Source organism: Sphingopyxis sp. NJF-3, assembly GCF_053514865.1.
The window spans coordinates 2,858,372-2,880,563 of the sequence record NZ_CM130726.1; the positions used below are offsets into that span (position 1 = coordinate 2,858,372).

Annotated in this window: 24 protein-coding genes; 17 read left to right on the forward strand and 7 right to left on the reverse strand. The window is 67.7% G+C overall.

The window, feature by feature from the left end:
* Positions 1-24: 24 nt before the first annotated feature.
* The 3 genes from ACOTSS_RS13905 to ACOTSS_RS13915 form a co-directional block, all read right to left on the reverse strand.
* Positions 25-804, reverse strand: a complete 780-nt coding sequence (locus ACOTSS_RS13905) for a molybdopterin-binding protein (RefSeq protein WP_448688714.1) — start codon at positions 802-804, stop codon at positions 25-27.
* Complete coding sequence (locus tag ACOTSS_RS13910; protein ID WP_448688715.1) at positions 801-1,634, reverse strand: cytochrome b/b6 domain-containing protein; 834 nt, start codon at positions 1,632-1,634, stop codon at positions 801-803. Before ACOTSS_RS13910 ends, ACOTSS_RS13905 begins: the two co-directional genes overlap by 4 nt.
* Positions 1,635-1,815: 181 nt before the next feature.
* On the reverse strand, positions 1,816-3,522 hold the full coding sequence (locus ACOTSS_RS13915) for a class I adenylate-forming enzyme family protein (RefSeq protein ID WP_448688716.1): 1,707 nt from the start codon (positions 3,520-3,522) through the stop codon (positions 1,816-1,818).
* 77 nt (positions 3,523-3,599) lie between these two features.
* Between ACOTSS_RS13915 and lgt the strand changes: the two genes are divergently transcribed.
* From lgt to ACOTSS_RS13945, 6 genes are all read left to right on the forward strand, one after another.
* A complete protein-coding gene (gene lgt / locus ACOTSS_RS13920; RefSeq protein ID WP_448688717.1) occupies positions 3,600-4,475 on the forward strand; it encodes a prolipoprotein diacylglyceryl transferase in 876 nt (291 codons plus the stop codon).
* A gap of 25 nt (positions 4,476-4,500) precedes the next feature.
* Positions 4,501-5,538 (forward strand): class I SAM-dependent methyltransferase, encoded by a 1,038-nt coding sequence (locus tag ACOTSS_RS13925; RefSeq protein WP_448688718.1) that lies wholly within the window; start codon positions 4,501-4,503, stop codon positions 5,536-5,538.
* Positions 5,535-6,053 carry an N-acetyltransferase family protein gene (locus ACOTSS_RS13930; RefSeq protein WP_448688719.1) on the forward strand — a complete coding sequence of 173 codons (519 nt, stop codon included), beginning with the start codon at positions 5,535-5,537 and terminating at the stop codon, positions 6,051-6,053. The genes ACOTSS_RS13925 and ACOTSS_RS13930 overlap by 4 nt, the downstream gene beginning before the upstream one ends.
* Positions 6,050-6,820: a peptidoglycan editing factor PgeF gene (pgeF, locus tag ACOTSS_RS13935; RefSeq protein WP_448688720.1), complete on the forward strand. Its 771-nt coding sequence runs from the start codon at positions 6,050-6,052 to the stop codon at positions 6,818-6,820. Before ACOTSS_RS13930 ends, pgeF begins: the two co-directional genes overlap by 4 nt.
* A gap of 59 nt (positions 6,821-6,879) precedes the next feature.
* On the forward strand, positions 6,880-8,163 hold the full coding sequence (locus ACOTSS_RS13940) for an MFS transporter (RefSeq protein ID WP_448688721.1): 1,284 nt from the start codon (positions 6,880-6,882) through the stop codon (positions 8,161-8,163).
* Between the two features lie 71 nt (positions 8,164-8,234).
* The gene (locus ACOTSS_RS13945) at positions 8,235-9,557 is read left to right on the forward strand and encodes a cystathionine gamma-synthase family protein (RefSeq protein ID WP_448688722.1); all 1,323 of its coding nucleotides are present in this window, start codon (positions 8,235-8,237) and stop codon (positions 9,555-9,557) included.
* 180 nt (positions 9,558-9,737) lie between these two features.
* On the opposite strand, the gene ACOTSS_RS13950 is transcribed toward ACOTSS_RS13945, so the two are convergent.
* Complete coding sequence (locus tag ACOTSS_RS13950; RefSeq protein WP_448688723.1) at positions 9,738-10,448, reverse strand: HAD family hydrolase; 711 nt, start codon at positions 10,446-10,448, stop codon at positions 9,738-9,740.
* A 101-nt stretch (positions 10,449-10,549) separates the two neighbouring features.
* Between ACOTSS_RS13950 and ACOTSS_RS13955 the strand changes: the two genes are divergently transcribed.
* The 6 genes from ACOTSS_RS13955 (at position 10,550) to ACOTSS_RS13980 (ending at position 15,520) form a co-directional block, all read left to right on the forward strand.
* Positions 10,550-11,656 carry an MlaE family lipid ABC transporter permease subunit gene (locus ACOTSS_RS13955; RefSeq protein WP_448688724.1) on the forward strand — a complete coding sequence of 369 codons (1,107 nt, stop codon included), beginning with the start codon at positions 10,550-10,552 and terminating at the stop codon, positions 11,654-11,656.
* A complete protein-coding gene (locus ACOTSS_RS13960) occupies positions 11,656-12,522 on the forward strand; it encodes an ABC transporter ATP-binding protein (RefSeq protein ID WP_448688725.1) in 867 nt (288 codons plus the stop codon). The genes ACOTSS_RS13955 and ACOTSS_RS13960 overlap by 1 nt, the downstream gene beginning before the upstream one ends.
* On the forward strand, positions 12,522-13,463 hold the full coding sequence (locus ACOTSS_RS13965) for an MlaD family protein (protein WP_095387063.1): 942 nt from the start codon (positions 12,522-12,524) through the stop codon (positions 13,461-13,463). Before ACOTSS_RS13960 ends, ACOTSS_RS13965 begins: the two co-directional genes overlap by 1 nt.
* An 11-nt stretch (positions 13,464-13,474) precedes the next feature.
* Positions 13,475-14,074 (forward strand): ABC-type transport auxiliary lipoprotein family protein, encoded by a 600-nt coding sequence (locus ACOTSS_RS13970; protein WP_448688726.1) that lies wholly within the window; start codon positions 13,475-13,477, stop codon positions 14,072-14,074.
* On the forward strand, positions 14,059-15,009 hold the full coding sequence (locus tag ACOTSS_RS13975; protein ID WP_448688727.1) for a hypothetical protein: 951 nt from the start codon (positions 14,059-14,061) through the stop codon (positions 15,007-15,009). The genes ACOTSS_RS13970 and ACOTSS_RS13975 overlap by 16 nt, the downstream gene beginning before the upstream one ends.
* A 190-nt stretch (positions 15,010-15,199) precedes the next feature.
* Positions 15,200-15,520, forward strand: coding sequence for a DMT family transporter (locus ACOTSS_RS13980; protein ID WP_448688728.1), 321 nt, complete (start codon positions 15,200-15,202; stop codon positions 15,518-15,520).
* Between the two features lie 27 nt (positions 15,521-15,547).
* On the opposite strand, the gene ACOTSS_RS13985 is transcribed toward ACOTSS_RS13980, so the two are convergent.
* The gene (locus ACOTSS_RS13985; RefSeq protein ID WP_448688729.1) at positions 15,548-16,216 is read right to left on the reverse strand and encodes a S24 family peptidase; all 669 of its coding nucleotides are present in this window, start codon (positions 16,214-16,216) and stop codon (positions 15,548-15,550) included.
* 125 nt (positions 16,217-16,341) lie between these two features.
* On the opposite strand from ACOTSS_RS13985, the gene ACOTSS_RS13990 reads away from it, so the two are divergent.
* Positions 16,342-16,605, forward strand: coding sequence for a hypothetical protein (locus ACOTSS_RS13990; protein WP_448688730.1), 264 nt, complete (start codon positions 16,342-16,344; stop codon positions 16,603-16,605).
* A complete protein-coding gene (locus tag ACOTSS_RS13995; RefSeq protein WP_448688731.1) occupies positions 16,602-16,928 on the forward strand; it encodes a hypothetical protein in 327 nt (108 codons plus the stop codon). Before ACOTSS_RS13990 ends, ACOTSS_RS13995 begins: the two co-directional genes overlap by 4 nt.
* 26 nt (positions 16,929-16,954) lie before the next feature.
* Here the strand turns inward: ACOTSS_RS13995 and ACOTSS_RS14000 are convergent, their stop codons facing one another.
* Positions 16,955-17,779, reverse strand: a complete 825-nt coding sequence (locus ACOTSS_RS14000; protein ID WP_448688732.1) for a hypothetical protein — start codon at positions 17,777-17,779, stop codon at positions 16,955-16,957.
* A gap of 14 nt (positions 17,780-17,793) precedes the next feature.
* The gene (locus ACOTSS_RS14005; RefSeq protein ID WP_448688733.1) at positions 17,794-19,014 is read right to left on the reverse strand and encodes a TIGR04063 family PEP-CTERM/XrtA system glycosyltransferase; all 1,221 of its coding nucleotides are present in this window, start codon (positions 19,012-19,014) and stop codon (positions 17,794-17,796) included.
* Positions 19,015-19,124: 110 nt separating this feature from the next.
* Here ACOTSS_RS14005 and ACOTSS_RS14010 point away from each other — a divergent pair, with 110 nt between their 5' ends.
* From ACOTSS_RS14010 to ACOTSS_RS14020, 3 genes are all read left to right on the forward strand, one after another.
* Positions 19,125-19,289 (forward strand): hypothetical protein, encoded by a 165-nt coding sequence (locus tag ACOTSS_RS14010; protein ID WP_448688734.1) that lies wholly within the window; start codon positions 19,125-19,127, stop codon positions 19,287-19,289.
* Positions 19,282-20,664: a putative O-glycosylation ligase, exosortase A system-associated gene (locus ACOTSS_RS14015; protein ID WP_448688735.1), complete on the forward strand. Its 1,383-nt coding sequence runs from the start codon at positions 19,282-19,284 to the stop codon at positions 20,662-20,664. Before ACOTSS_RS14010 ends, ACOTSS_RS14015 begins: the two co-directional genes overlap by 8 nt.
* A gap of 263 nt (positions 20,665-20,927) precedes the next feature.
* Positions 20,928-22,118 carry a mechanosensitive ion channel family protein gene (locus ACOTSS_RS14020; protein WP_448688736.1) on the forward strand — a complete coding sequence of 397 codons (1,191 nt, stop codon included), beginning with the start codon at positions 20,928-20,930 and terminating at the stop codon, positions 22,116-22,118.
* The last annotated feature ends 74 nt before the right edge of the window (positions 22,119-22,192 follow it).

Genomic DNA, 22,192 nt, shown 5'->3' on the forward strand with positions numbered 1-22,192 from the left:
GGGGAGCGACCTCCTTATTCTTATTCAGATCCCCGCATACCATTCATAGTCCACGCGATCCTCCCAGTAACCCCCCTTTCCTGCGCCGATGCCGTCGAGGCTCGCGACCGCCTCGAGTCCGGTCAGATATTTGGCGTGCTTGTAGCCCAGCTGCCGCTCGATCCGGAGGCGCAGCGGCGCGCCGTTGGCGATCGGCAGCAACGCGCGGTTGAGCGCCCAGGCGAGGATCGTCTGCGGATGCAGCGCATCGATCAGGTCGCAGCTTTCGTAATAATCGGTGTCGCCGATCCGGTCGGCGCAGCGGAAGACGATATAGCGCGCGCTGTCCTTCAGCCCCGCCGCGGCGAGCACGCGGCTCAGTTGCACCCCCGTCCATTCGCCGATCGCGCTCCAGCCCTCGACGCAGTCGTGACGGGTGATCTGGCTGCGCTGCGGCATCGCGCGAATATCGGCCATCGACAGCGACAGCGGCCGCGCAACAAGCCCCGTCACCGCGACGCGCCAGTCGGCGAAACCGCGCGCGGCATGCGCGGCATAGGCGGTGCCTTCGGGCAGCCGCGTGCCGTTGGGACGAAAGACGGGCGACAGGTCGGCGCGGGTGAATTCGCGCGCGAGCGCATCGCGATCGGTCAGCGCCCGCTGGCTCGCGCGGTGCATCTCCTCGCCCATCGACAATATCTTGCGCACCGCGGGCGCCTCGTTGATCGCGTCGCAGCCCGACAGGAGCGGCAGCGCGCCCGCCGCGGCGACGAGGCTGCCCGCGCGCGCGATCAGCTGCCGCCGCGGCAGGACGATCCCGCTCACGCCCGCTCTCCCTTCGCGGGCGGCAGGCGGAACCAGCCGGTGATCATCGAGCGCACTTCGTTGACCGGCCCCGCGAGCAGCACCATCGTGATATGGACGATAAAGAAGAGGACCAGCACCCAGGCGGCGATGAAGTGGATCGAGCGCGCCGACTGCCGCCCGCCGAACAGGTCGATCAGCCACGGCGCCGTCGCGTTGAACCCCGGCGACATGGCGAGGCCGGTGAAGATCATCAGCGGCAGAGCCACGAAAATCACCCCGATATAGGAGAGTTTCTGCAGGACATTGTAACGCGCCGCCGCTTCGCCCGTCGGGAATCGCAGCCGCGCATGGTCCTTGATGTCGCGCCAGATATGGCGCGGCGCCCATTCGCCGCGCCGGACGTGCAGATCCTTCGCCAGATGCCCGCCGAACGCGGTCCACAGCATGTAGAGCGTCAGCGCGATCGCGAGCAGCCAGGCGAAGCTCAGGTGCCAGCGCCGTCCGTCGGCGAGGCTGTAGCGGGTGGGGATCGTCGCCCATCCCGGAAAGGCCCAGCGTTGCTCCACCCCCGCGCCGTCGGTCCAGCGTCCGAGCACGCCCGTCGTGTCGACCTTCCACGACCCGACGCGCAGATAGCCGGCGTCGCGCGTCGACCCGATCTCGAGCCAGGCACGGTCGTGGTTCGCGCCATATTGCCCCCAATAGAGGCGCGGGTGCGCGTTGAAGATCATCAGCCCGCTCATCAGCAGGACGAGCAGCGTCAGCGCGTTCAGCCAGTGCCAGAGGCGCGTCGGGAGCCGGTGGCGATAGACGCGCACCGGCGGCATCGCGGGAGGAAGATCGGTCATCGTTTCGAGCGCACCTTTTAAGCCCCTCTCCTTCAGGGGAGGGGCAACGCAGACTTGGCAGCTTGCTGCCTAGTCGTAGTGGGGTGGGGTCTGTCGGCCTCGCGCAAGGCCGACAGACCCCACCCCAACCCCTCCCCTGAAGGGGAGGGGTTAAAGGGGTTCGGTGCCCGGCGCCATCCGGTTACGCCGCGAGCTCCGCGGCATATTCCTCGCGATACTGCTTGCGCAGCGTCACCTTGTCGATCTTTTCCGTGCCGAGCTTGGGCAGCGCGTCGGCGCTCAGCCAGATCTTGCTCGGCACCTTGTAGGGCGCGAGCCGCTCGGCCAGATATTCGGCGAGCATCGCGGCATCGGCCTTGCTGCCCGGCGCCATCCACACGACCGCGCCGACGACCTCGCCCAGCCGCTCGTCGGGCAGGCCGAACACCGCGCATTCCTGGGCATCGGGGTGCTCGTAGATCGCCGCCTCGACCTCCTGGCAGCTGATATTCTCGCCGCCGCGGATGATGATGTCCTTCTTTCGGTCGACGATGAACAGATAGCCGTCCTCGTCGAGATAGCCGAGGTCGCCGGTGCGGAAATAGCCATTGTCGAAAAAGGCCGCCTTCGTCGCTTCGGGATTGTTCCAATAGCCTTCGAAATTGGCGATCGAACGGATGCACGCCTCGCCGACCTGGCCCTGCGGCAGCGCGTTGCCGTTGTCGTCGAGGATCGCGAGATCGACGAGCGGCTTCGATGCCGGGCCCGTCGACAGCGGCTTTTCGAGATAATTCTCGTTGAGGTTGCCGCAGCCGACGGCGTTGGTCTCGGTCAGGCCATAGCCGAGCAGCGGCTTGCCCTCGCCCATTTCGGTGGCGAGGCGCTTCACATGCTCGGGCGGGCGCGGCGCGCCGCCGCCCGCGTAGCTCTTGCATGTCGACAGATCATATTTCGACCGATTGGGGTGGACGAGGATCTCGTAGCTCATCAGCGGCACGCCGACGAAATAATTGACCTGCTCGTCCTGGATCAGCCGCATCGCCTCCTCGGCGTTCCATTTGGGCATCAGCACGAGTTTGCGTCCGAGCGCGAAGCTCTGCAGGAACACCGGAATCTCCGCGGTGACGTGGAAGAGCGGGGTGCAGATCAGCGTCGCGGGCTGGATGTCCGACATCTGCCCGTCCTCGGTCAGCAGGTGGACGATGCTCGCGGTCTGCGCGATATAGTTGAAAATCCCCTGCACCACCGCCTGATGGCGCGAATAGGCGCCCTTCGACTGGCCCGTCGAGCCCGAGGTGAAGAGGATGGTGGCGAGATCGTCGGGGCCGAGCTGCGGTAGTTCGGTGGCCTCGCTGCCGCCCGCCGCGGTGATCGGCGCGATCGCCTCGTCGATCGGGCGCGTGATGTCGAGCGCGATCACCTTCGCGCCATGTTCGGCGCAGGCGAGCCGCTCAGCGCGCTGCGGGTCGGCGATGACGAGCTTCGTCTCGCTGTCCTCGATCCCCGCCGCCAGTTCGGCGCCCTGCCACCAGCCGTTGAGCAGGGTCGCGCAGCCCCCCGCCATCAGCGCGCCCAGATAGGCGACGCACCAGGCGTTGGCGTTGCGCATCGCGATGCCGACGCGGTCGCCGCGCTTCACCCCATAGCCTTCGACCAGCCCCGCCGCGACCTTGCGCGCCGCGGCATAGACCTCGGCGAAGCTCAGCCGCTCATTACCCTCGACGAGGAAGGTCGCGTCGCCGTGCTGCGCACAAAAATAGGCGACATAATCGACGATGTTCGACGGCGCGTTGGTGATGAAAGGCAGTTCGCGACCGTGGCGTTCGATGGTCCCGACCTGGATCGGTCCCCCAGGACCGGTGATCAGATTGTACGCGGCTTCCAGGCGCAAATCGAGCGCGGATGGCATCGGATATCTCTCCTCTTGGTCTCGCAGCACTTACCCCCTATGGGGAAGGCCTCTCCTGGGGAAGGGCCGAGACTTTTATGACATTTTCTGCGCTCCTAGCGGAAGCAACGCAATATCTCAATTTTCGTGATTTGATGGGCGAAAACAGCGAAATCGCCTTCAGCGTCTTCGGCCTGCCCATCCGCTGGTACGCGCTCGCCTATCTCGCCGGTATCTTCGTCGGCTATTGGTATCTGCTCAAGCTGATCGCGCAGCCGGGCGCCCCGATGGCGCGCCGCCACGCCGACGACATGATCTTCTATGCGATGCTCGGCATCATCGTCGGCGGCCGATTGGGCTACGTCCTCTTCTACAACCTCGGCAATTATCTGCGGCACCCAGTCGAGATCTTCAAGCTGTGGGACGGCGGCATGTCGCTCCACGGCGGCGTCGCGGGGGTGCTGATCGCTATCTGGTATGTGACGCGCAAGGAAAAGCTCAGTTTCCTGCGCTTTTGCGACTATATCGCCTGCGTCGTTCCCTTCGGCCTCTTCTTCGGCCGCCTCGCCAATTTCGTGAACGGCGAACTGTGGGGCCGGCCGACCACCGTGCCCTGGGCGATCATCTTCCCGAGCAGCGGCACGATGGACCCGCGCCACCCGAGCCAGCTCTACGAGGCGGGGCTCGAGGGCATCCTGATGTTCCTGGTCCTCGCCTTCCTCTTCTGGCGCACCGACGCGCGCTACAAGCCCGGTTTCCTGTTCGGCATGGCGGCGATCCTTTACGGCCTCAGCCGCTTCAGCCTCGAATTCGTCCGCGAGCCCGACGTCCAGCTCGGCACGCTGTCGTGGGGGCTGACGATGGGTCAGACGCTGACCGTGCCGATGCTCGCCGCCGGCGTGTGGCTCGTCGCCACCGCCAAGGGCCGCCGCCAGCGCATCGAACCGATTGCGGGGGCCGACAGCATTGCCTGACGGCCCACCGACGCCCGCTCATCTCATGCTTCAGATCGCCAGCGCGCGCGCGATGACCGTCGCCGACTATATGGCGGCCGCAAACGCGCATTATTATGCGACGCGCGACCCGCTCGGCGCGGCGGGCGACTTCACCACCGCGCCCGAGATCAGCCAGATGTTCGGCGAGATGGTCGGCATCTGGATCGCCGACCTCTGGCTGCGCGCGGGCAAACCCGCCTTCCGCTATGTCGAGCTCGGCCCCGGCCGCGGCACGCTCGCCGCCGATGCGCTGCGCGCGATGGCGCGCTTCGGCGCCGCGCCGCAGGGCGTCCATCTCGTCGAGACCAGCCCGGCACTGCGCGCGGCGCAGGCGGCGCGGCTGCCCGCCGCGGTGCACCATGACGATATCACGACACTGCCCGACGATGTCGCGCCGATCATCGTCGCCAACGAGTTTTTCGACGCGCTGCCGATCCACCAATATGTGCGCACCGCCGACGGCTGGCGCGAACGCGTCGTCGTTCGCGACCGTGGCGGGCTGGTACCGAGGGCCGGCGGCGCCCCCGCCGACGAGGCCGTGCCCCCGGCGCTGCGCCACCATGGCGAGGGCACGATCGTCGAGACGGCGCCCGCCGCCGCCGCGATCATGCAGAGCTGCGCATTTCGCCTCGCGCGCCACGGCGGCGCGATGCTGACGATCGACTATGGCTATAGCGGCCCCGCCGCGGGCGATACGCTGCAGGCGGTCAAGGATCACCGCTTCGCCGACCCCTTCGCGCGGCCGGGCGAGGTCGATCTGACCGCGCACGTCGATTTCGCCGCGCTCGCCTTTGCGGCGCGCGGTGCGGGGGCGCTGGTCGCGGGGCCGGTCGGCCAGGGCGAATGGCTGCGGCGACTCGGCATCGACGCGCGGATGGAGGCGCTCGCCGCGGCATCGCCGGGCCGGGCCGAGGAACTCGCCGGCCAGCGCGACCGGCTGGTCCAGCCGCAGGCGATGGGCGAGCTGTTCCGGGCGATGGCGATCCACGCATCGGGCTGGCCCTTGCCCGAAGGGTTTCCGGATATGGGAGGTCCCGCATGACCGCGATTATTCCGGCGGACGCATCGGACGCCGAGGCGCTCTCCGCCTTTGCCGAGGGCTCGTTCCGGCACACCTTCGGCCACATCTACGACCCCGCCGACCTCGCGGCCTTCCTGGCGGGATGGAACCCGCCCGACCGCATCCGCGCGCAGATCGCCGACCCCGAGTGGACGATCGCGCTGGTGCGCGGCGACGACGGCGCGATCCTCGGTTTCATCAAGCTCGGCCCGATCGACTTCGACCTGCCCGAGGGTCAGCCCGCCACCGACGCGACCGAGCTCCACCAACTCTATGTCGATGAAGCGGCGAAGGGGCGCGGGGTCGCCGCGGCGCTGATCGAATGGGGCATCGCCTGGGCGCGCGAGCGGGCGTCGATCCTCTATCTCTCGGTCTTCACCGAAAACGACCGCGCGCAGGCCTTCTATCGCCGCTACGGCTTCGTCGACGTCGGCCGCAACGCCTTTCGCGTCGGCAATCATATCGACGAGGACCGTATCTGGAGGCTCGACCTGTGAGCGCGCCCTTCACCACCGCCGCGCCGCTCGCCGGCGTCGCGCACGGCTTCTTCGGACGGCGCGGCGGCGTGTCGACGGGCGAGCTTGCCTCTCTGAACTGCGGCCTCGGCTCGGGCGACGACCCGGCGCTGATCGCCGAGAACCGCCACCGCGTCGCCGACGCCATATTGCCCGGCGCGGCGCTCGCGGGCGTCTATCAGGTGCATGGGCATCGCTGCGTCACAATCGACGACGCGACCGACCTCGCCGCGCGACGCGAGGCCGATGCGCTGGCGACCCGCACCCCCGGCATCCTGCTCGGCATCCTCACCGCCGATTGCGTGCCGATCCTCTTCGCCGACCGCGAAGCCGGAGTGGTCGGCGCCGCACACGCGGGATGGAAGGGCGCGATCGCCGGAGTCGCCGAGGCGACTCTCGATGCGATGGAGAGCCTCGGCGCGCGCCGCGAAGCGATCGCCGCCGCGATCGGCCCGTGCATCGGCCGCGCCTCCTACGAGGTCGACGAGGCTTTCGTCGGCCGCTTCCTCGCCGACAACCCCGCCAACGAGCATTTCTTCGCCGCCGGCCGCCCCGGCCACGCGATGTTCGACATCGCCGCCTATGTCGCCGCGCGCCTCGCCGGCGCGGGGGTCGGCACGGTCGCGATCGGCGGGCAGGATACCTGCGCCGAGGAGGCCGATTATTTCAGCTACCGCCGCGCCTGCCTGCGCGGCGAGAATGGCTATGGCCGACAATTGTCGGTGATCGGCGTGAAAGAGCCGACCTGATATCCGTCACCCCGGACTTGATCCCGCATGACGAAAAGATGGGAAGGGAGGATCAGCGAATGAAAGCCCTGGCGATACCGCGCAAACGGCTGGTCTCGATCATCGGCGGCTCGGCGGGCAATCTCGTCGAATGGTACGACTGGTTCGCCTATGCCGCCTTCGCCATCTATTTCGCGCCGGTCTTCTTTCCGAAGGCCGACCCGACCGCACAGCTTCTGAGCACCGCGACGATCTTTGCCGTCGGTTTCGTCATGCGGCCGATCGGCGCGTGGATGATGGGGCGCTTCGCTGACGCGCGCGGGCGCAAGGCGGGGCTGACGCTGTCGGTGGCGCTGATGTTCGGCGGCTCGTTACTGATCGCGGTCGCGCCGACCTATGCGCAGGCCGGGCTCGCCGGCCCCGCGGTGCTGATCGCCGCGCGCGTCCTGCAGGGTCTGTCGCTCGGCGGCGAATATGGCGCCAGCGCGACTTACCTGTCCGAAATGGCGCCGCGCGAACATCGCGGCTTCTGGGCCAGTTTCCAGTATCTGACGCTGATCGGCGGCCAGCTCTGCGCGATCTTCGTCGCGATCATCCTGCAAGCCTTCCTGACCGAGGCCGAGCTGACCGCCTGGGGCTGGCGCATCCCCTTCGTGATCGGCGCGCTGCTAGCGCTCGGTGTCTATGTGCTGCGCCGCAATCTCGCCGAAACCCCCTCGTTCGAGAATCAGGCGGCCGACCGGCCGGCGTCGACCGCGAAGCGGCTGTGGCGCGAGCATCGGCGCGAAAGCATCCTCGTCGGCCTCTTGTCGGCGGGTGGCGGGATCGGCGCCTATACCTACATCACCTATATGCAGAAATTCCTGTTCAACAGCGTCGGTTTCGACAAGGAAACCGCGACCTGGATCATCGCGGCGGCGCTTCTGTGGTTTGCGGCGATGCAACCCGTTTTCGGCGCGCTCGCCGACCGCTTCGGACGGAGGCCGATGCTGCTGCTGTTCGGCATCGGCGGCGCGATCGTCGCGGCGCCGACCTTCTTCGCGCTCGAACGGGTGAGCTCGCCCATCGCGGCGACGCTGCTGATCCTCGTGCCCCTGACCCTGCAAAGCGGCTACACCGCGAACAATGCGCTGGTGAAGGCCGAGCTGTTCCCCGCGCATATCCGCGGCCTCGGCGTCGCGCTGCCCTATGCGATCGGCAACGCGATCTTCGGCGGCACGGTCGAGATGGTCGCGCTCTGGCTGAAGGGTCAGGGGGTCGAATGGATGTTCTATTTCTACGTCGCGCTGGTCATCGGGCTGGCGGGCGTCGCGACGCTGCTGCTGCCCGAAACCCGCGAGCGGAGCCTTATCGTCGAGGACTGAGTTATCGCAGGGTGACCGGCGATCAAAAGCGCGCTAGTTGCAGGTGAAACCAAATCCATCGGAGTCCGACCATGCCCGACATCGACAATAACGACCTCACCGGCACGACGCGCCGCAAGCCCAAGGCCGACGTCACCGAACTCGGCGGCCACACGCTGTCGCCCTCGACGCTGATGATGGGCTATGGCTATGATCCGATGCTGTCGGAAGGCTCGCTGAAGCCGCCGATCTTCCTCACCTCGACCTTCGCCTTCGAAAGCGCCGCGGCGGGCAAGCGCCATTTCGAGGGCATCACCGGCAAGCGCCCCGGCGGCGCCGAGGGCCTCGTCTATTCGCGCTTCAACGGCCCGAACCAGGAGATTCTCGAGGCGCGGCTCGGCGTCTGGGAAAAGGCCGAGGACGCGCTCGTCTTCTCCTCGGGCATGTCGGCGATCGCGACCCTGCTGCTCGCGCACGTCAACATGAACGACGTGATCGTCCACTCGGGGCCGCTCTATGCCGCGACCGAGACGCTGATCGCGCGCATCCTGTCGCGCTTCGGCGCCACCTACGTCGACTTCCCCGCCGAAGCCTCGCGCGAGGAGATGGACGCGATCCTCGCCCGCGCGCAGGCGATGGCGACGAAGCAGGGCGGCAAGGTCGCGATGGTCTATCTCGAAAGCCCCGCGAACCCGACCAACGCGCTCGTCGACGTTCAGGCGATGCGCGCCGCGGTCGACGCCGCCTTTGCCGAGGGCGCCCGCCCGCCGATCGCGATCGACAACACTTTTCTCGGGCCGCTCTGGTCGAAGCCGCTCGCCCACGGCGCGGACATCGTCCTTTACAGCCTGACCAAATATGCCGGCGGCCACAGCGACCTCGTCGCGGGCGGCGTGCTCGGCGCGAAGCAGTGGCTCGGCCCCATCCGCATGATGCGCAACACGATCGGGACGATCTGCGACCCGCACACCGCGTGGATGCTGCTGCGCAGCCTCGAAACCGTCGAGCTCCGGATGAGCCGCGCCGGCGAGAATGCTGAAAAGGTCTGCGCCTTCCTGAAACAGCATCCGAAGGTCGAGGGGCTCGGCTATCTCGGCTTCCTCCAAGATGGGCCGCAGAAGGACATTTTCGAGCGCCACTGCACCGGTGCCGGGTCGACCTTCTCGCTGTTCATCAAGGGCGGCGAGGCCGAGAGCTTCCGCTTCCTCGACGCGCTCCGCATCGCGAAGCTCGCGGTCAGCCTTGGCGGCACCGAGACGCTCGCGAGCCACCCCGCGGCGATGACGCATCTTTCGGTCCCAGACGAGCGCAAGGCGGCGCTCGGCATCACCGACAATCTGGTGCGCGTGTCGATCGGTATCGAGAATGCGGACGATCTGATCGCCGATTTCGACCAGGCGCTGGCCGCGGTGTAGCGCTCGCGCGCCGGCCGTCCGCCTCAATGGCTGGAAACGATCCATATCCGGCGTGATCCCCGGCGAAAGCCGGGGTCCAGGGCCTAATTACGCAGCGCCGGTCCCTTCCGCTCTGGACCCCGGCTTTCGCCGGGGATCACCATGAACAGGAAAAGCGTCGGGTTTGCGATATACCGATACCTATCTCCGTCCCCGCCAATCGACCACCTGCCACCCCATCCGCGGCGCGAGGCGGCGCAGCTTTCGCGACGGCGTCGTCGCGACCGCCTCGTCGGCGAAGCGGAGCATCGGATGGTCGGAGACATGGTCCGAATAGGCGCGGATATGCGCGTCCTCGCGGGTGATCGCATTGTCCGCGAGCCAGCCGGTGATGCGCGCGAACTTCGCATCGCCATAGCAATTGTCGCCGCTGAGCCGCGCGTGGATATGGTCGCCGCCGTCGGGCTCGTCGAGCCGCGTCGCGAGGACGTCGTCCATGCCCAGCCGCCGCGCGATCGCGTCGACATAGAGGTGGAAGGAGGCGGTCGCGAGCAGGAGCCGGTAGCCCGCCGCGCGATCGGCCGCGATCTGGTCGAGCGCCGCCGGGTGCAGCCCGCGCGCCACGACCTTGTCGGCATAGCTTTCGGCGAGCGGGGCGATTTCGGTGCGGCTGAAGCGCCTGCCGACCAGCAGGCGAAGGTTGATCGCCTTGAGCCGCGACCGGTCGATCAGCCGAAGCCAATAGGCGAGCCCTGCAAGACCGACGACGGGCAGAAGCAGCAGTCGCCACGGCTGCCGCCGCCGCGCGACGTGCATCAGGAAGCCGCTGTAGGTGCCCGCGCGCGTGATCGTCCGGTCCATGTCGTACATGGCGACGCGGTGCGCGACGGGACGGACGGCGGGCGCTTCCATATGCGGCGCCATAGCGTCCCCGCGCCAGCCGGCCAAGTCCGGCAAGGATGTCACGGATTTGCTTGCCGTTATTCGGCAAATCATCCAAGGTCGCCCGCGCAATGGCGGCCAGCGCGGATTTCGAAACGGACGAAGGAGCCGATGGTGTCGGTGTGCGCTTCACCGGGCGCCTGACCCTCGCGCGCCTCGGCGACCTGCCGGCGCGGCTCGACGCGCTTGGCCCGATCAGGACGCTCGACCTGTCGGGCATCGAGCGGATCGACACCGTCGGCGCCTGGATCGTCACCCGCACCGCGCGTGCGCATGACGCCAAGGTCACCGGCGCGAGCGAGGATGCGCAGCGGCTGCTGAAGGCGCTCGCCGACGACAAGAGCGGCTATCGCGTCCACCGCGACCGCCGTCCGATGTGGGCGCGCATGCTCGAGGAACTCGGCACCGCGAGCGTCGGCGTATGGAACGAGTTCATCGGCATCGTCGGCTTCTTCGGCGCGATGATCGTCGCCCTCCTCACCCAGCTCCGCGCGCGCCGCCGGATTCGCTGGCACGCGATCGTCACCCGGTTCCAGAGCGTCGGGGTCGATGCGCTGCCGATCATCGGGCTGATGGCTTTTCTGATCGGCATCGTCATCGCGCAGCAGGGCGCGGTGCAGCTCCGCCAGTTCGGGCTGGAGGTGTTCACGATCAACCTCGTCGGCCGCGCCTCGGTCCGCGAGCTTGGCCTCTTGATGACCGCGATCATGGTCGCGGGCCGGTCGGGATCGGCCTTCGCAGCGCAGATCGGCACGATGAAACTGACCGAAGAGGTCGACGCGATGCGCACGATCGGCGTGTCGCCGATGGAAGCGATCGTGCTGCCGCGCGTCGCCGCCTCGACGATCATCATGCCGCTGCTCGGCTTCTACGCCAGCATCTGCGCGATCGTCGGCGGCGGGGTCTTTTCGTGGATCGGGCTCGATATTCCGCCGATCACCTATATCCAGCGGCTGCGCGAGATCATCCCGATGACCGATTTCTGGGCGATGCTGATCAAGGCGCCGGTATTCGGCATCCTCGTCGGCGTCACTGGCTGCTATTCGGGGATGCAGGTGCGCCAGAATGCCGAGGAGGTCGGGCGCCGCACCACCTCCGCCGTCGTCGCCGCCATCTTCCTCGTCATCGTGCTCGACGCCTTCTTCGCGGTCTTCTTCTCGTCGATCGGGTGGAACTGATGGCCGACGAAGAGGAAGAGAAGGAAATCCGGCAGGAGCTCGCGTCCGCCGACGCGGTGCGCCCCGAGAAATTCGACATCGCGATCCGCGTGCGCGGCCTCGTCAACCAGTTCGGCGACGCGGTGATCCACGACCATCTCGACCTCGACGTGCGCTCGGGCGAGATATTGGGCGTGGTCGGCGGGTCGGGCACCGGCAAATCGGTGCTGATGCGCTCGATCGTCGGCCTGCAGACGCCGACCGCGGGCGAGATCGAGGTCTATGGCAAGTCGCTCGACACCATCGCCGATGAAGAGGAGTCGCGCGACCTTCGCCGCCGCTGGGGGGTGATGTTCCAGGGCGGCGCGCTCTTTTCGACGCTGAGCGTCGCCGAGAATATCCAGGTGCCGCTGCGCGAATATTATCCACGCCTCGACCAGGCTTTGCTCGACGAGATCGCCGCCTACAAGGTCGCGATGGTCGGCCTGCCGTCCGATGCCGGCCCCAAATTTCCCGCCGAGCTGTCGGGCGGCATGGTCAAGCGCGCCGGGCTCGCCCGTGCGCTCGCGCTCGACCCGGCGCTCCTGTTCCTCGACGAGCCGACCGCCGGGCTCGACCCGATCGGCGCCGCCAAGTTCGACGAGCTGATCCGCGAACTCGCCGACACGATGGGGCTCACCGTCTTCCTGATCACCCACGACCTCGACTCGCTCTATGCGACCTGCGACCGCGTCGCGGTGCTGGCGGAGAAAAAGGTGATCGCGGTCGGCACCATCCCGGAACTGCTTGCCACCGAGCATCCGTGGATACAGGATTATTTCAACGGGCCGCGCGGGCGCGCCGCGACGACGTCGCACGGCCGCGCCGCGCACGACAGGACAAGCTGATGGAAACTCGCTCGAACAATGTGCTGGTGGGCGCCTTCGTGCTCTTCTTCACCCTCGCGATCGCGATCTTCGTCGTCTGGATGGCGAACGACAGCGGCGGCGCCAAGCGCGAATATGACATCTTCTTCAAACAGTCGGTCGACGGGCTGAACAAGGGGTCGCAGGTGCAATTCTCGGGCGTTCCGGTCGGCCAGGTGCGCCAGATCGAGCTATGGCGCGACGACCCGCAATTCGTGCGTGTGCGCATCGAGGTCGACGAAAGCGTGCCCATCCTGCAGGGCACCACCGCCGCGCTCGAGGGCGTGGGCTTCACCGGCGTCTCGCAGATCGCGCTCGACGGCGCGGTCAAGGGCGCGCCGCCGATCACCGACAAGGGGCCCGCGGGCAAGCCGGTCATCCCGAACCGCGTCGGCGGTCTCGGCGAGATTCTCAACACCGCGCCGCAGCTCCTCCAGCGCCTGTCGACGCTGACCGAGCGCCTCGCCGAACTCGCCGACGACAAGAATCAGGCGAGCTTCGCGGCGATCCTCAAGAATGTCGAGCAATCGACCGCGATCCTCGCGCGCAACGGCCCGGCCATCGAAAAGGCGCTCGCCGACACGCGCATCGCGATCCAGCAGACGGGCAACGCCGCCGAGCAGATCGGCAATCTCGCCGCCTCTGCGCAGGGCACGATCGACCGCAACGTCGACCCGGCGATGCAGAATCTGCGCAACACGCTCGCCTCCGCCAATGAATCGATGAAGACGCTCGAAAGCGCGATCGCCGACGCGCGCCCCGGCCTCAAGACCTTCAGCGAAACGACGATCCCCGAAGCCAATGCGCTGATCCGCGACCTTCGCCGCACCTCCTCCTCGCTGTCGAGCCTGACCGACAAGCTCGACCAGCAGGGCGCCGGCGCGGTGATCGGCGGCAGCAAGCTTCCCGACTACAAGCCATGAGGTATCCGACCATGCTCCGCAGCCTCCGCATCCCGATGCTCGCCGCCCTCGGCGCGGCGACGCTGTCCGCCTGCGTCAGCTTCGGCGCCAAGCCGCCGCCCTTCCTGCTGACCCTCACCGCCGACGCCGCTCCCGCGGCCGGCGAAGCGCGCACCGCGAACGAGGCGCAGGCGCTGACCATCCTGATCCCCACCGCGCCGCAGAAGCTGCGCACCCAGCGCATCCCGGTGCAGCAGGACGACGCCAGCATCGCCTATGTGAAGGACGCGCAATGGGTCGAGGCGCCGCAGCGCCTGTTCCAGCGCCTGCTGTCCGAAACCGTCGCCGCGCGCTCGAGCCGCGTCGTGCTCGACGAGGGGCAATATCTGACCGCGCCGGGCGAACAGCTCGCGGGGCAGCTCATGGAATTCGGCGTCGACGAGGCGACGAACGAGGCGGTCGTCGTCTATCAGGCGATGCTGGTGAACAGCGGCGGCAAGAGCGTCACCCAGCGCCGCTTCGAGGCGCGCGAGCCGATCGCCGGCAAGGTCGAGGCGAAGCCGGTCGGCGAGGCGCTGACCGCCGCGGCGAACAAGGTCGCGGGCGAGGTGGCGGGGTGGCTGGCGGAATGAGCAGTGCGGCCGGCTGGTTCCCCAGCGGTCCGCACGCCAGATCGCCGTTACGAAGCGCCGCCCTGATCGCAGCGATGGCCCTGGCGCATACCCCGACGTTCGCCGCCGACAAGGTCGACGAACCCCGGCAGCTTGCGGCCGTGGTCAAATTGATCGACGCGATCGAGTCGGGCAAGGCCGAGATGGCAGCGCAGAAGATCGCAAGCGTGAGCAACATCGGCGATGACTCCGCGCTGGTGCAGACGCCGCGGGAATTCGCCGCGCGCGTCGCCGGGTGCAAGGGCAGTGCGCCGGTCAAATGGCGGTCGCACCTCGGAATGTATGCCGTCGAGCTGTCCTGCCGCGACGGGCAGGCCTATCATGCGGTCTTCGATGCCGAGTTTCAGTTCCCCTATGTCACCGTCATCCGGTTCGAGACAGCGGGCCGGCGCGCGGAACGCGAAGCCCATCCGCCACCGGTCATGGTCCCTCCCGCGCCGCCCGCGCCCATCGCCCGCAAGCTGACCGAGGCCGAGCAGCAGGCGGCAACGGCGAAGCGGCAAGCCGCGATGGCCGAACGCGATGCGCTGGTGAAGCTGTTCGCCGACTATGTCGTGGCGGGCGCGGCGACGGAACCTCCCGTTCCGCTCGCCGAATTGAAAGGCGTCGAAACGAACCGACGCGATGTCGTGCACCAGGTCAACATCGTCGAGGAGAAGGGTGTCGGGATCGCGGCGCTGCGAAAGCAGCTCGCCATCCTGAAGCCGATCGTCGGCACGCCCGTCGCCTATGAATGCACGCCCAGCGAATATATCGGTTTCTGCAAATTCACGGTCGACCGACCGGAAGCGATCCTGACGGTCACGGTCTCGCCCTTCAACGGCAGGATCAACTGGGCCAATTTCCTCTACGCCACGACCGAGACCGCCCGGCGGGACGCGGCTGCCGTGGAATGAGGCCGTTCGTGAGCCGCCGCATCGAGAAAGGTCGCGGACGGCTCGCAAGTCCGGTTCCTGCGCTTGCCAATTCGCCTGGTCGCCTCTAGGGGGCTCGCGCGCGACTTGAAGGTCGCCCCGTGCAGCGCCTCTTTCCGGGTTTCCGGCCCTGCACCTTTCCGACGAGCCCGCCGACCGAAAGGATATGCTCGTGGGATGGATCATCCTCGCCATCGCCGTTTTCACCGAAATCTGCTGGGCGCTCAGCCTCAAATGGGCCGCGACGCTCGGGACGTGGCAGGCATCGGCGGTGCCGGTGACGTTGAGCTTCGTCAACATGGCGCTGCTCGCCTTCGCGATGCGCGAGATTTCGGCGGGCACCGCCTATGCGATCTGGACCGGACTCGGCGCGGTCGGGGTGATCATCGGCGGGATCGTCATCTTCGGCGAGAAGGTGAGCGCGATGCAGGTCGGCTTCATGGCGCTGATCGTCGTCGGGGTCGCGGGAACGAAGCTGTTCGCGGCGAACTGAAGGTTTCGGCCGGCTCCCGCGCGGGCCTCAGCGCACCCGCCGGCCCGTCCACACGACGCGGCCGACGAGGCGCACCGCGGTCATCGGCAGGTCGTTCCAGCTGGGATATTGCGGGTTGTCGCTGATCACCGACAGCCGCCCCTGCCCCGGCGCGCGCGCGACGCGCTTCACCATCAGCCCGTCGTCCATGCGCAGCACGTAGATGCCGTCGCGCAGCCGCCCGGCGGCGTCGCTGCCGTCGACCAATATGTCGTCGCCGTCGTTCAGGGTCGGCGCCATCGAATCGCCCGCGACGCGGATGATGCTGAGCGCGCGCGGGTCGGCGCCGAGGCCGCGCAGCCAGCGGGGGTCGAACGCCAGTTCGCCCTCGACCGGTTCGCCGTCGATGCTCGCCCCCGCGCCCGCCGAGGCGCCGATCGCGAGTTTCGGAACCAGCACCATCCCGGGTCCGCGCGCCCGGCTTGCCGCCGCGACGCGCGGCGTGGGCCCGCCGAGCATCGCCTCCGGCACGCCGAGATAGGCGGCGATGCGCGCGCGATCCTCCTCGGCGAGCCGGCGGGGCGAACCGCGCTTGATATATTGCTGGATATAGGCGGGGTTGCGCCCGATGCGCGCCGACAGCTGGGCATAGTCGATGCCCTTTTCCTGCAACAGGCGGTCGAGCGCGGCGCGCGGATCGTCGACGAAATCTGACACGGGATCGGTCCTTCCTATTTCGCTTATAGCGATAGGATTTTTCCTAGACAAGTAGGAAATCGTGGCTCAGATAGGAAATATCCTATTGGGCGAGTCGCCCATCACGCGAGCCATGGGAGAAAACAATGGAGCGTAGCCTGCTGCAACGGATCAACGCCTTCCTGAAGGAAACCGGGATGCCTCCCAGCGTCTTCGGCCGCCATGCGGTGAGCGACCCGCGGTTCGTCAGCGACTTGCGCGGAGGTCGCGTTCCCGGAAGCCGGATCGCGGGACGTGCGGAACATTTCATGAACAAATGGCGAGCCGACCGACGCGCGGGCCGGGTGGGACCGAGCGGCGATCGCCGCGTCAGCCTGGTCCGCAAGGCCGAGGCAGGGGCCGTGCAATGAAGATCTGGTCGCCCGCCGTTCCGTCGCGCCCCGGCTGTCCGCATCGTCGGCTGCGCCGCCTGCTCGCGCGCGAGCTGCCGCACGGCCTGTCGCTCGGTCCCTCGACGCTGCGCCCCTGGGCGAGCGCCAATTTCGTCGGCGCGCGCCACCTCTTTCCCTGCGCCTTCGCGGTCGGCGAGGCGGAGCCATTGCGCGCGGCGTTGCAGGCGCGGCTGGAAAGCGTCGAATGGCACCTGCCCGGCCATATCGTCGCCGATGCGGCCGTGGAGGTCGCAGGCGAAGCCAGCGAATTGCGGATCGAGATATTGACGGTCGAGGACTGAGCCTCTTGCCGCGCGCGCCTGCAGGGTTAGCCGACCGCCTGGCGGTTGAGGCGCTGGAGCGTGCCGAGCGCGGCCTCGAGCGCGAAGTCGATGGTCTCCGCCTCGTCTTCGTTCGCCGGAGCGCTCGCCGTCTGGGGCGCGAGCCGCGCTTCACGGCGGCGCGCGAGGCCGGCCTCGAAGCGAGCGACCATCGCACCGAGCGACTGGTCGGCGGGGTCGGGCATCGTCGTAACGGGCGCCGCGATTTCGGCGGACTGGAGCCAGGGCTCCTCGCCCGGCGCCGGCTCGGCGGGCGCAAGGTCGGCGAGCATGAGCTCTTCCCCTTCGGGCTCGACCGTGTCGGCGGGGGTGAATTCGAACGCCTCGTCGGTTTCGTCCAGCGCATCGGCATAAACCGGAGGCTCGACGGGCGGCGGCACAACCACCGGACCCAGCCCCTGCGGTGGCAGGTCGCGGCCCGCCCGGAGCGGCGGGCGCGGCGGATCGTCAGGATGGACATCGGCGCGGCGGCGGCGCGGCGCATCTTCGGCGTCGGCGGCGCCTTTCCGGCGGCGCAGCGCATGGGGCTTCGCGAGCGCGAGCGCGACCAGCCCGGCAATGACCGCGGCGACCGCCGCCATGACGAGCGCGAGCGCGAGGCGTCCGCCGTTGCCGACCGGCGGCACGAACAGCTCCGACAGGCGGTCGAGATAGAGATTCCAGCTGATCCCGGCGACCCAGGCGAGCGGCATGACCGCCGCGAACAGGAAAGTCAGCGCGGCGGCGCCGATCACGGCCGGCACGGCGGGACGCAGCGCCCGCACGAGCGCATAGGCCCCGTCCTGCCACGATTTTTCGCTGCTGTCGTCCATATCGCTTCCGAATCCTAGGCTGCCGATGGCGCGGCATCGCGCAGCAGCCGCTGGTAAACCGGTTCGTAACGTAAAATGTTTGACGACCAGTTACGATGGGTTTCGACGAAAAGACGCGCGGTGTGCCGCCGTTCATCCCAATGGCCGCGCGCGCCGAGCAGGGCGGTCAGCGCCGCCGCGATCGCGGCGGGGTCGTCGGGGGCGAAGAGCGTTCCGGTGACCCCGTCCTCGATCAGCTCGCGGTGTCCGCCGACGTCCGACGCGGCGACGAGCTTGCCCTGCGCCATCGCCTCGAGCGGCTTCAGCGGGGTGACGAGATCGGTGAGCCGCATCTTCTTGCGCGGATAGGCGAGGATGTCGATCAGCGAATAATAAAGCTCGACCTCGGTGTGCGGGACGCGGCCGACGAAATGGATGCGATCCGCGACGGGCGAGGCGGCCGCCTGCGCCATGAGCGCCGCCTCCATCGGCCCACCCCCGACGAGCAGCAGGCGCACCTGCGGCTGCGCCGCGGCGAGCGCGGGCATCGCCGCGATCAGATCGTCGATGCCTTCATAATCATAGAAGCTGCCGATGAAGCCGATCACCGCGTCGCCCGCTTCGAGGCCGAGCCGTTCCGCAAGCGCCGCGTCGCGCGGCGGCGGGTCGCCGAACAGGTCGAGGTCGACGCCGTTGGGCGAGACGATGATCTTGCCCGCATCGACGCCGCGCCCGATCAGATCGCCACGCAGCCCTTCGCAGATGACGGCGACCGCGTCGGCGCGCTTGACCGCGCGGGTTTCGAGGTGGCGGGTCAGCCGGTAGCGCAGACTGCCCTCGCGGCCGGTGCCGTTGCCGACCGCGGCATCCTCCCAGAAAGCGCGAATCTCATAGACCACCGGAATGCCGAGCCGCTTGCCGACGCGCAGCGCCGCGAGTCCGTCGAGGACGGGCGAATGGGCGTGAAGCAGGTCGGGCCGCCAGTCGCGGACCAGCGCCTCGACCCGCGCGGCGAGCGCGCCGATCTCGCGCCATTCGCGAATCGGCGCGCGCGCGGGCGCGATGGGCGGAGTACGGTAGAAGGTGAGCCCGTCGACGGTCTCGCCATCGGGGCCCGCTTCGGGATGGCGCACGCCGGTGACCCCAGCCACCTCCCAGCCTTTCGCGACCTGCGCCTTCATCAGCGCGCGGGTGCGGAAGGTATAGCCGCTGTGCGCTGGCAGGCTGTGATCCAGAATATGCAAGATGCGGGTCATTATGCGGCGCTCTGCCAGACAAGCCTTAACGCCGCGTCAACCCCGATCGGGTAGAGCCGCAGCACCGGGGCCCCGCGGGGGTCGAAGCGAAGCTGGGCCTTGCCGCGTAGATGGTCGACAATTTTTCCATTGCCCTGACCCATGTGCTGATGGGAATCGCGCTGTGGCGGCTGCTCTATCGCGGCGACCTCGACCGCGAGGTCAGCCCGCGCATGGCGTGGCAACAGCGCCGCGACGCCGAGCAGGCCGAGAAGGAGGCAGCGGGCGATGCGTGACCTCGCCTTCGTCGCCTTTCTGTTCGCCTTCATCGGGATCGGTTTTCGGAAGCCGTTCCTGTTCATCCTCTGCTTCTGCTACATCGACATCGTCGCGCCGCAGCGTTTGAGCTATTTCCTGATCAACTCGATCCCGATCTCGCTCATCGTCTTCGGGCTCGCGATCGCCGGCTGGCTCGCGGTCGACGACAAGCGCGACACGCGGTGGTCGGGCCGGCAAATCCTGCTCATCCTGCTACTCCTCTATTGCGGGATCACCACGATCCAGGCCGATTTCCCGGTCGAGGCGCAGGACAAGTGGAGCTGGGTGTGGAAGGCGCTGGTCTGGGCGATCTTCCTGCCGCTGACCCTGCGCACCAAGCTGCGCATCGAGGCGCTGACGCTGATCATGCTGCTGTCGGCCGCATCGATCGCGATCGCGGGCGGGATCAAGACCGCCGCGGGCGGCGGCGGTTACGGCTCGCTGCAACTGCTGCTCAACGAGAATTTCGGCCTCTACGAAGGGTCGATCATGTCGACCGTCGGCATTTCGATCATTCCGCTGATCCTCTGGTACCGCCGCCACGGCACCATCTTTCCGCCCGACTGGCGCGTGTCGCTCTTCTGCTTCGCGCTCTGCTTCGCCTGCATGCTGCTGCCCGTGGGGACGCAGGCGCGCACCGGGCTCGTCTGCCTCGTCGTGCTCGCGGTGCTGTCGCTGCGCGCGGTCAAGCATCGGATCCTCTACATGGTCGGCGCCGGCCTGCTCGCGGCGGCCGCAGTGCCCTTTCTGCCGCAGAGCTTCACCCAGCGCATGGAGACGATCGAGGGCTATCAATCCGACGAGTCCGCCTCGACCCGCGTCGCGGTGTGGAAATGGACCTGGGACTATGCGAAGGATCATCCGTTCGGCGGCGGGTTCAACGCCTATCTTCAGAACCATGTCCGGGTGAAGATGGCGGCGGGCGCCTATGACCCCGACGCGCCGCAGTCCGACGAGCCGGTCGTTTATGAGGATCATGCCCGCGCCTATCACTCGAGCTATTTCGAGATGCTCGGCGAACAGGGTTATCCGGGCCTTGCGCTCTGGCTGATCCTGCATATCAGCGGCCTTTTCCAGATGGAGCGCCTCAGGCGGCGCTATCTCAGGACGCGCCGCGCCGAGGAGCAATGGATCGCGCCGCTCGCGACCGCGCTCCAGCACGGCCATGTCGTCTATATGGTCGGATCGCTGTTCGTCGGGATCGCTTTCCAGCCCTTCATCTACATGATGCTGGCGCTCGAAATGGGGCTGTGGACCTATTGCCGGCGGCGCGAGCAGCAGGCGGGGTGGCGGCCATTGACCGCGCGCCCGGCGCAGGTTCCCGCGCGGCATCGGGTGGCGAGCGCGGAATGACCGATCGCGCTTTCCCCTGAAAGGGACCTCAAGGACCGGAACCATCATCCCTTCCGACGCGCTATCCTCCCATGCCCGCGCCCTTCTTCTCTGTCTGCGACAACCCCGTCTGCCCAGACGCCGCCGCCGGTCCGCTGCCACGCGCGACCAGATATGTTTCGCGTTACGAGCGCGGCTTTTTGGCCTATCTGGAGCAGGCACCGGCCGCCGCCGCCCTGCTCCGTTCCGCCTGACCCTTCAGAAAAAGACCCACGAGGATCGACGTGACCTTCTCCCTTCTCGCCGCCGCCAAGACCGCCACGCCCCCCGCCGCGCGGACGAACCCGCTCGAGGACCTGCGCTATTGGTGGGACAGCAGCATTGCCTGGGTGAACCATCACTGGCTGCAGATCGGCATCGCGGTCGGCGCCGGCCTGATCATCTATTTCCTGCTGTCGCTGCTGCGCACCTTCGCGCTGAAGCGGGCGCAATCGGCGCCGGGGCAGTTCACGCTGACCGACATCGTCGGGCGGGTGATCCACAAGACCAAATCGACGGTGCTTGCGATCATCGCGATCCGGCTCGTCGCGGGCTACGCCAATCCGCCCGCGATCATCCTCGCCACGATCCAGTTCGTCTTCACCATCGCGGTCGTCCTCCAGGCCGCGATCTGGGCGCGCGAGATCGTCATCGGCCTCATTCAGCGCCGCGCCGCCGAAGGGCATAACGAGACGCTGACCAACGCGATGGGAATCATCCGCCTGCTGATCAGCGTCGCGCTGTTCGCGATCGCGGGAATCGTGATCCTCGACAATATGGGGGTCAACGTCACCGGCCTCGTCGCCGGGCTCGGCATCGGCGGCATCGCGATCGGCCTCGCCGCGCAGGGCATCTTCTCCGACCTCTTCGCTTCGCTGTCGATCATCTTCGACCGGCCGTTCCGGGTCGGGCAGGCGATCAAATACGACAATTCGTCGGGCACGGTCGAACGCATCGGGCTCAAGAGCACGCACATCCGTTCGATCAACGGCGAACTGCTCGTGATCTCCAACACCAATCTGCTGTCGAAGGAAATCACCAACTACGCGCATCTCCACCGGCGGCGCGTGACCTTCCTCCTCAACATCGTCTATCAGACGAGCCCCGAAATGCTCCGCGCGCTGCCCGGACTGCTCGAGGAACAGGTCAAGGCGGCGGGGCATCAATTCATCCGGTCGAGCCTCGTGACGTTCAGCGCCTCGAGCCTCGATTTCGAGCTTCTGTTCGATGTGTTCAGCGAGGATTTCGATCAGGTCACCGCGGCGCGAACCGACATCGCGATCCGCATCGTCGAGGCGCTCGGCGAGGCGGGCTATGACTTCGCCTATCCGACGCAAACGACCTTCACCGCGGCGCCCGACGGCACGATGATCATGCCCTACGCCGAGTCCCCGAAGCCCAAGACGGCGCCCGCCAGGACCGCGAAGCCGGGCTGACGCTACGGCGCCGTAGCGCAAAGCCCCGGGGTCTTGTGCAACGCGGCAAGACAGGCCTAGAACGCCCCCGAACC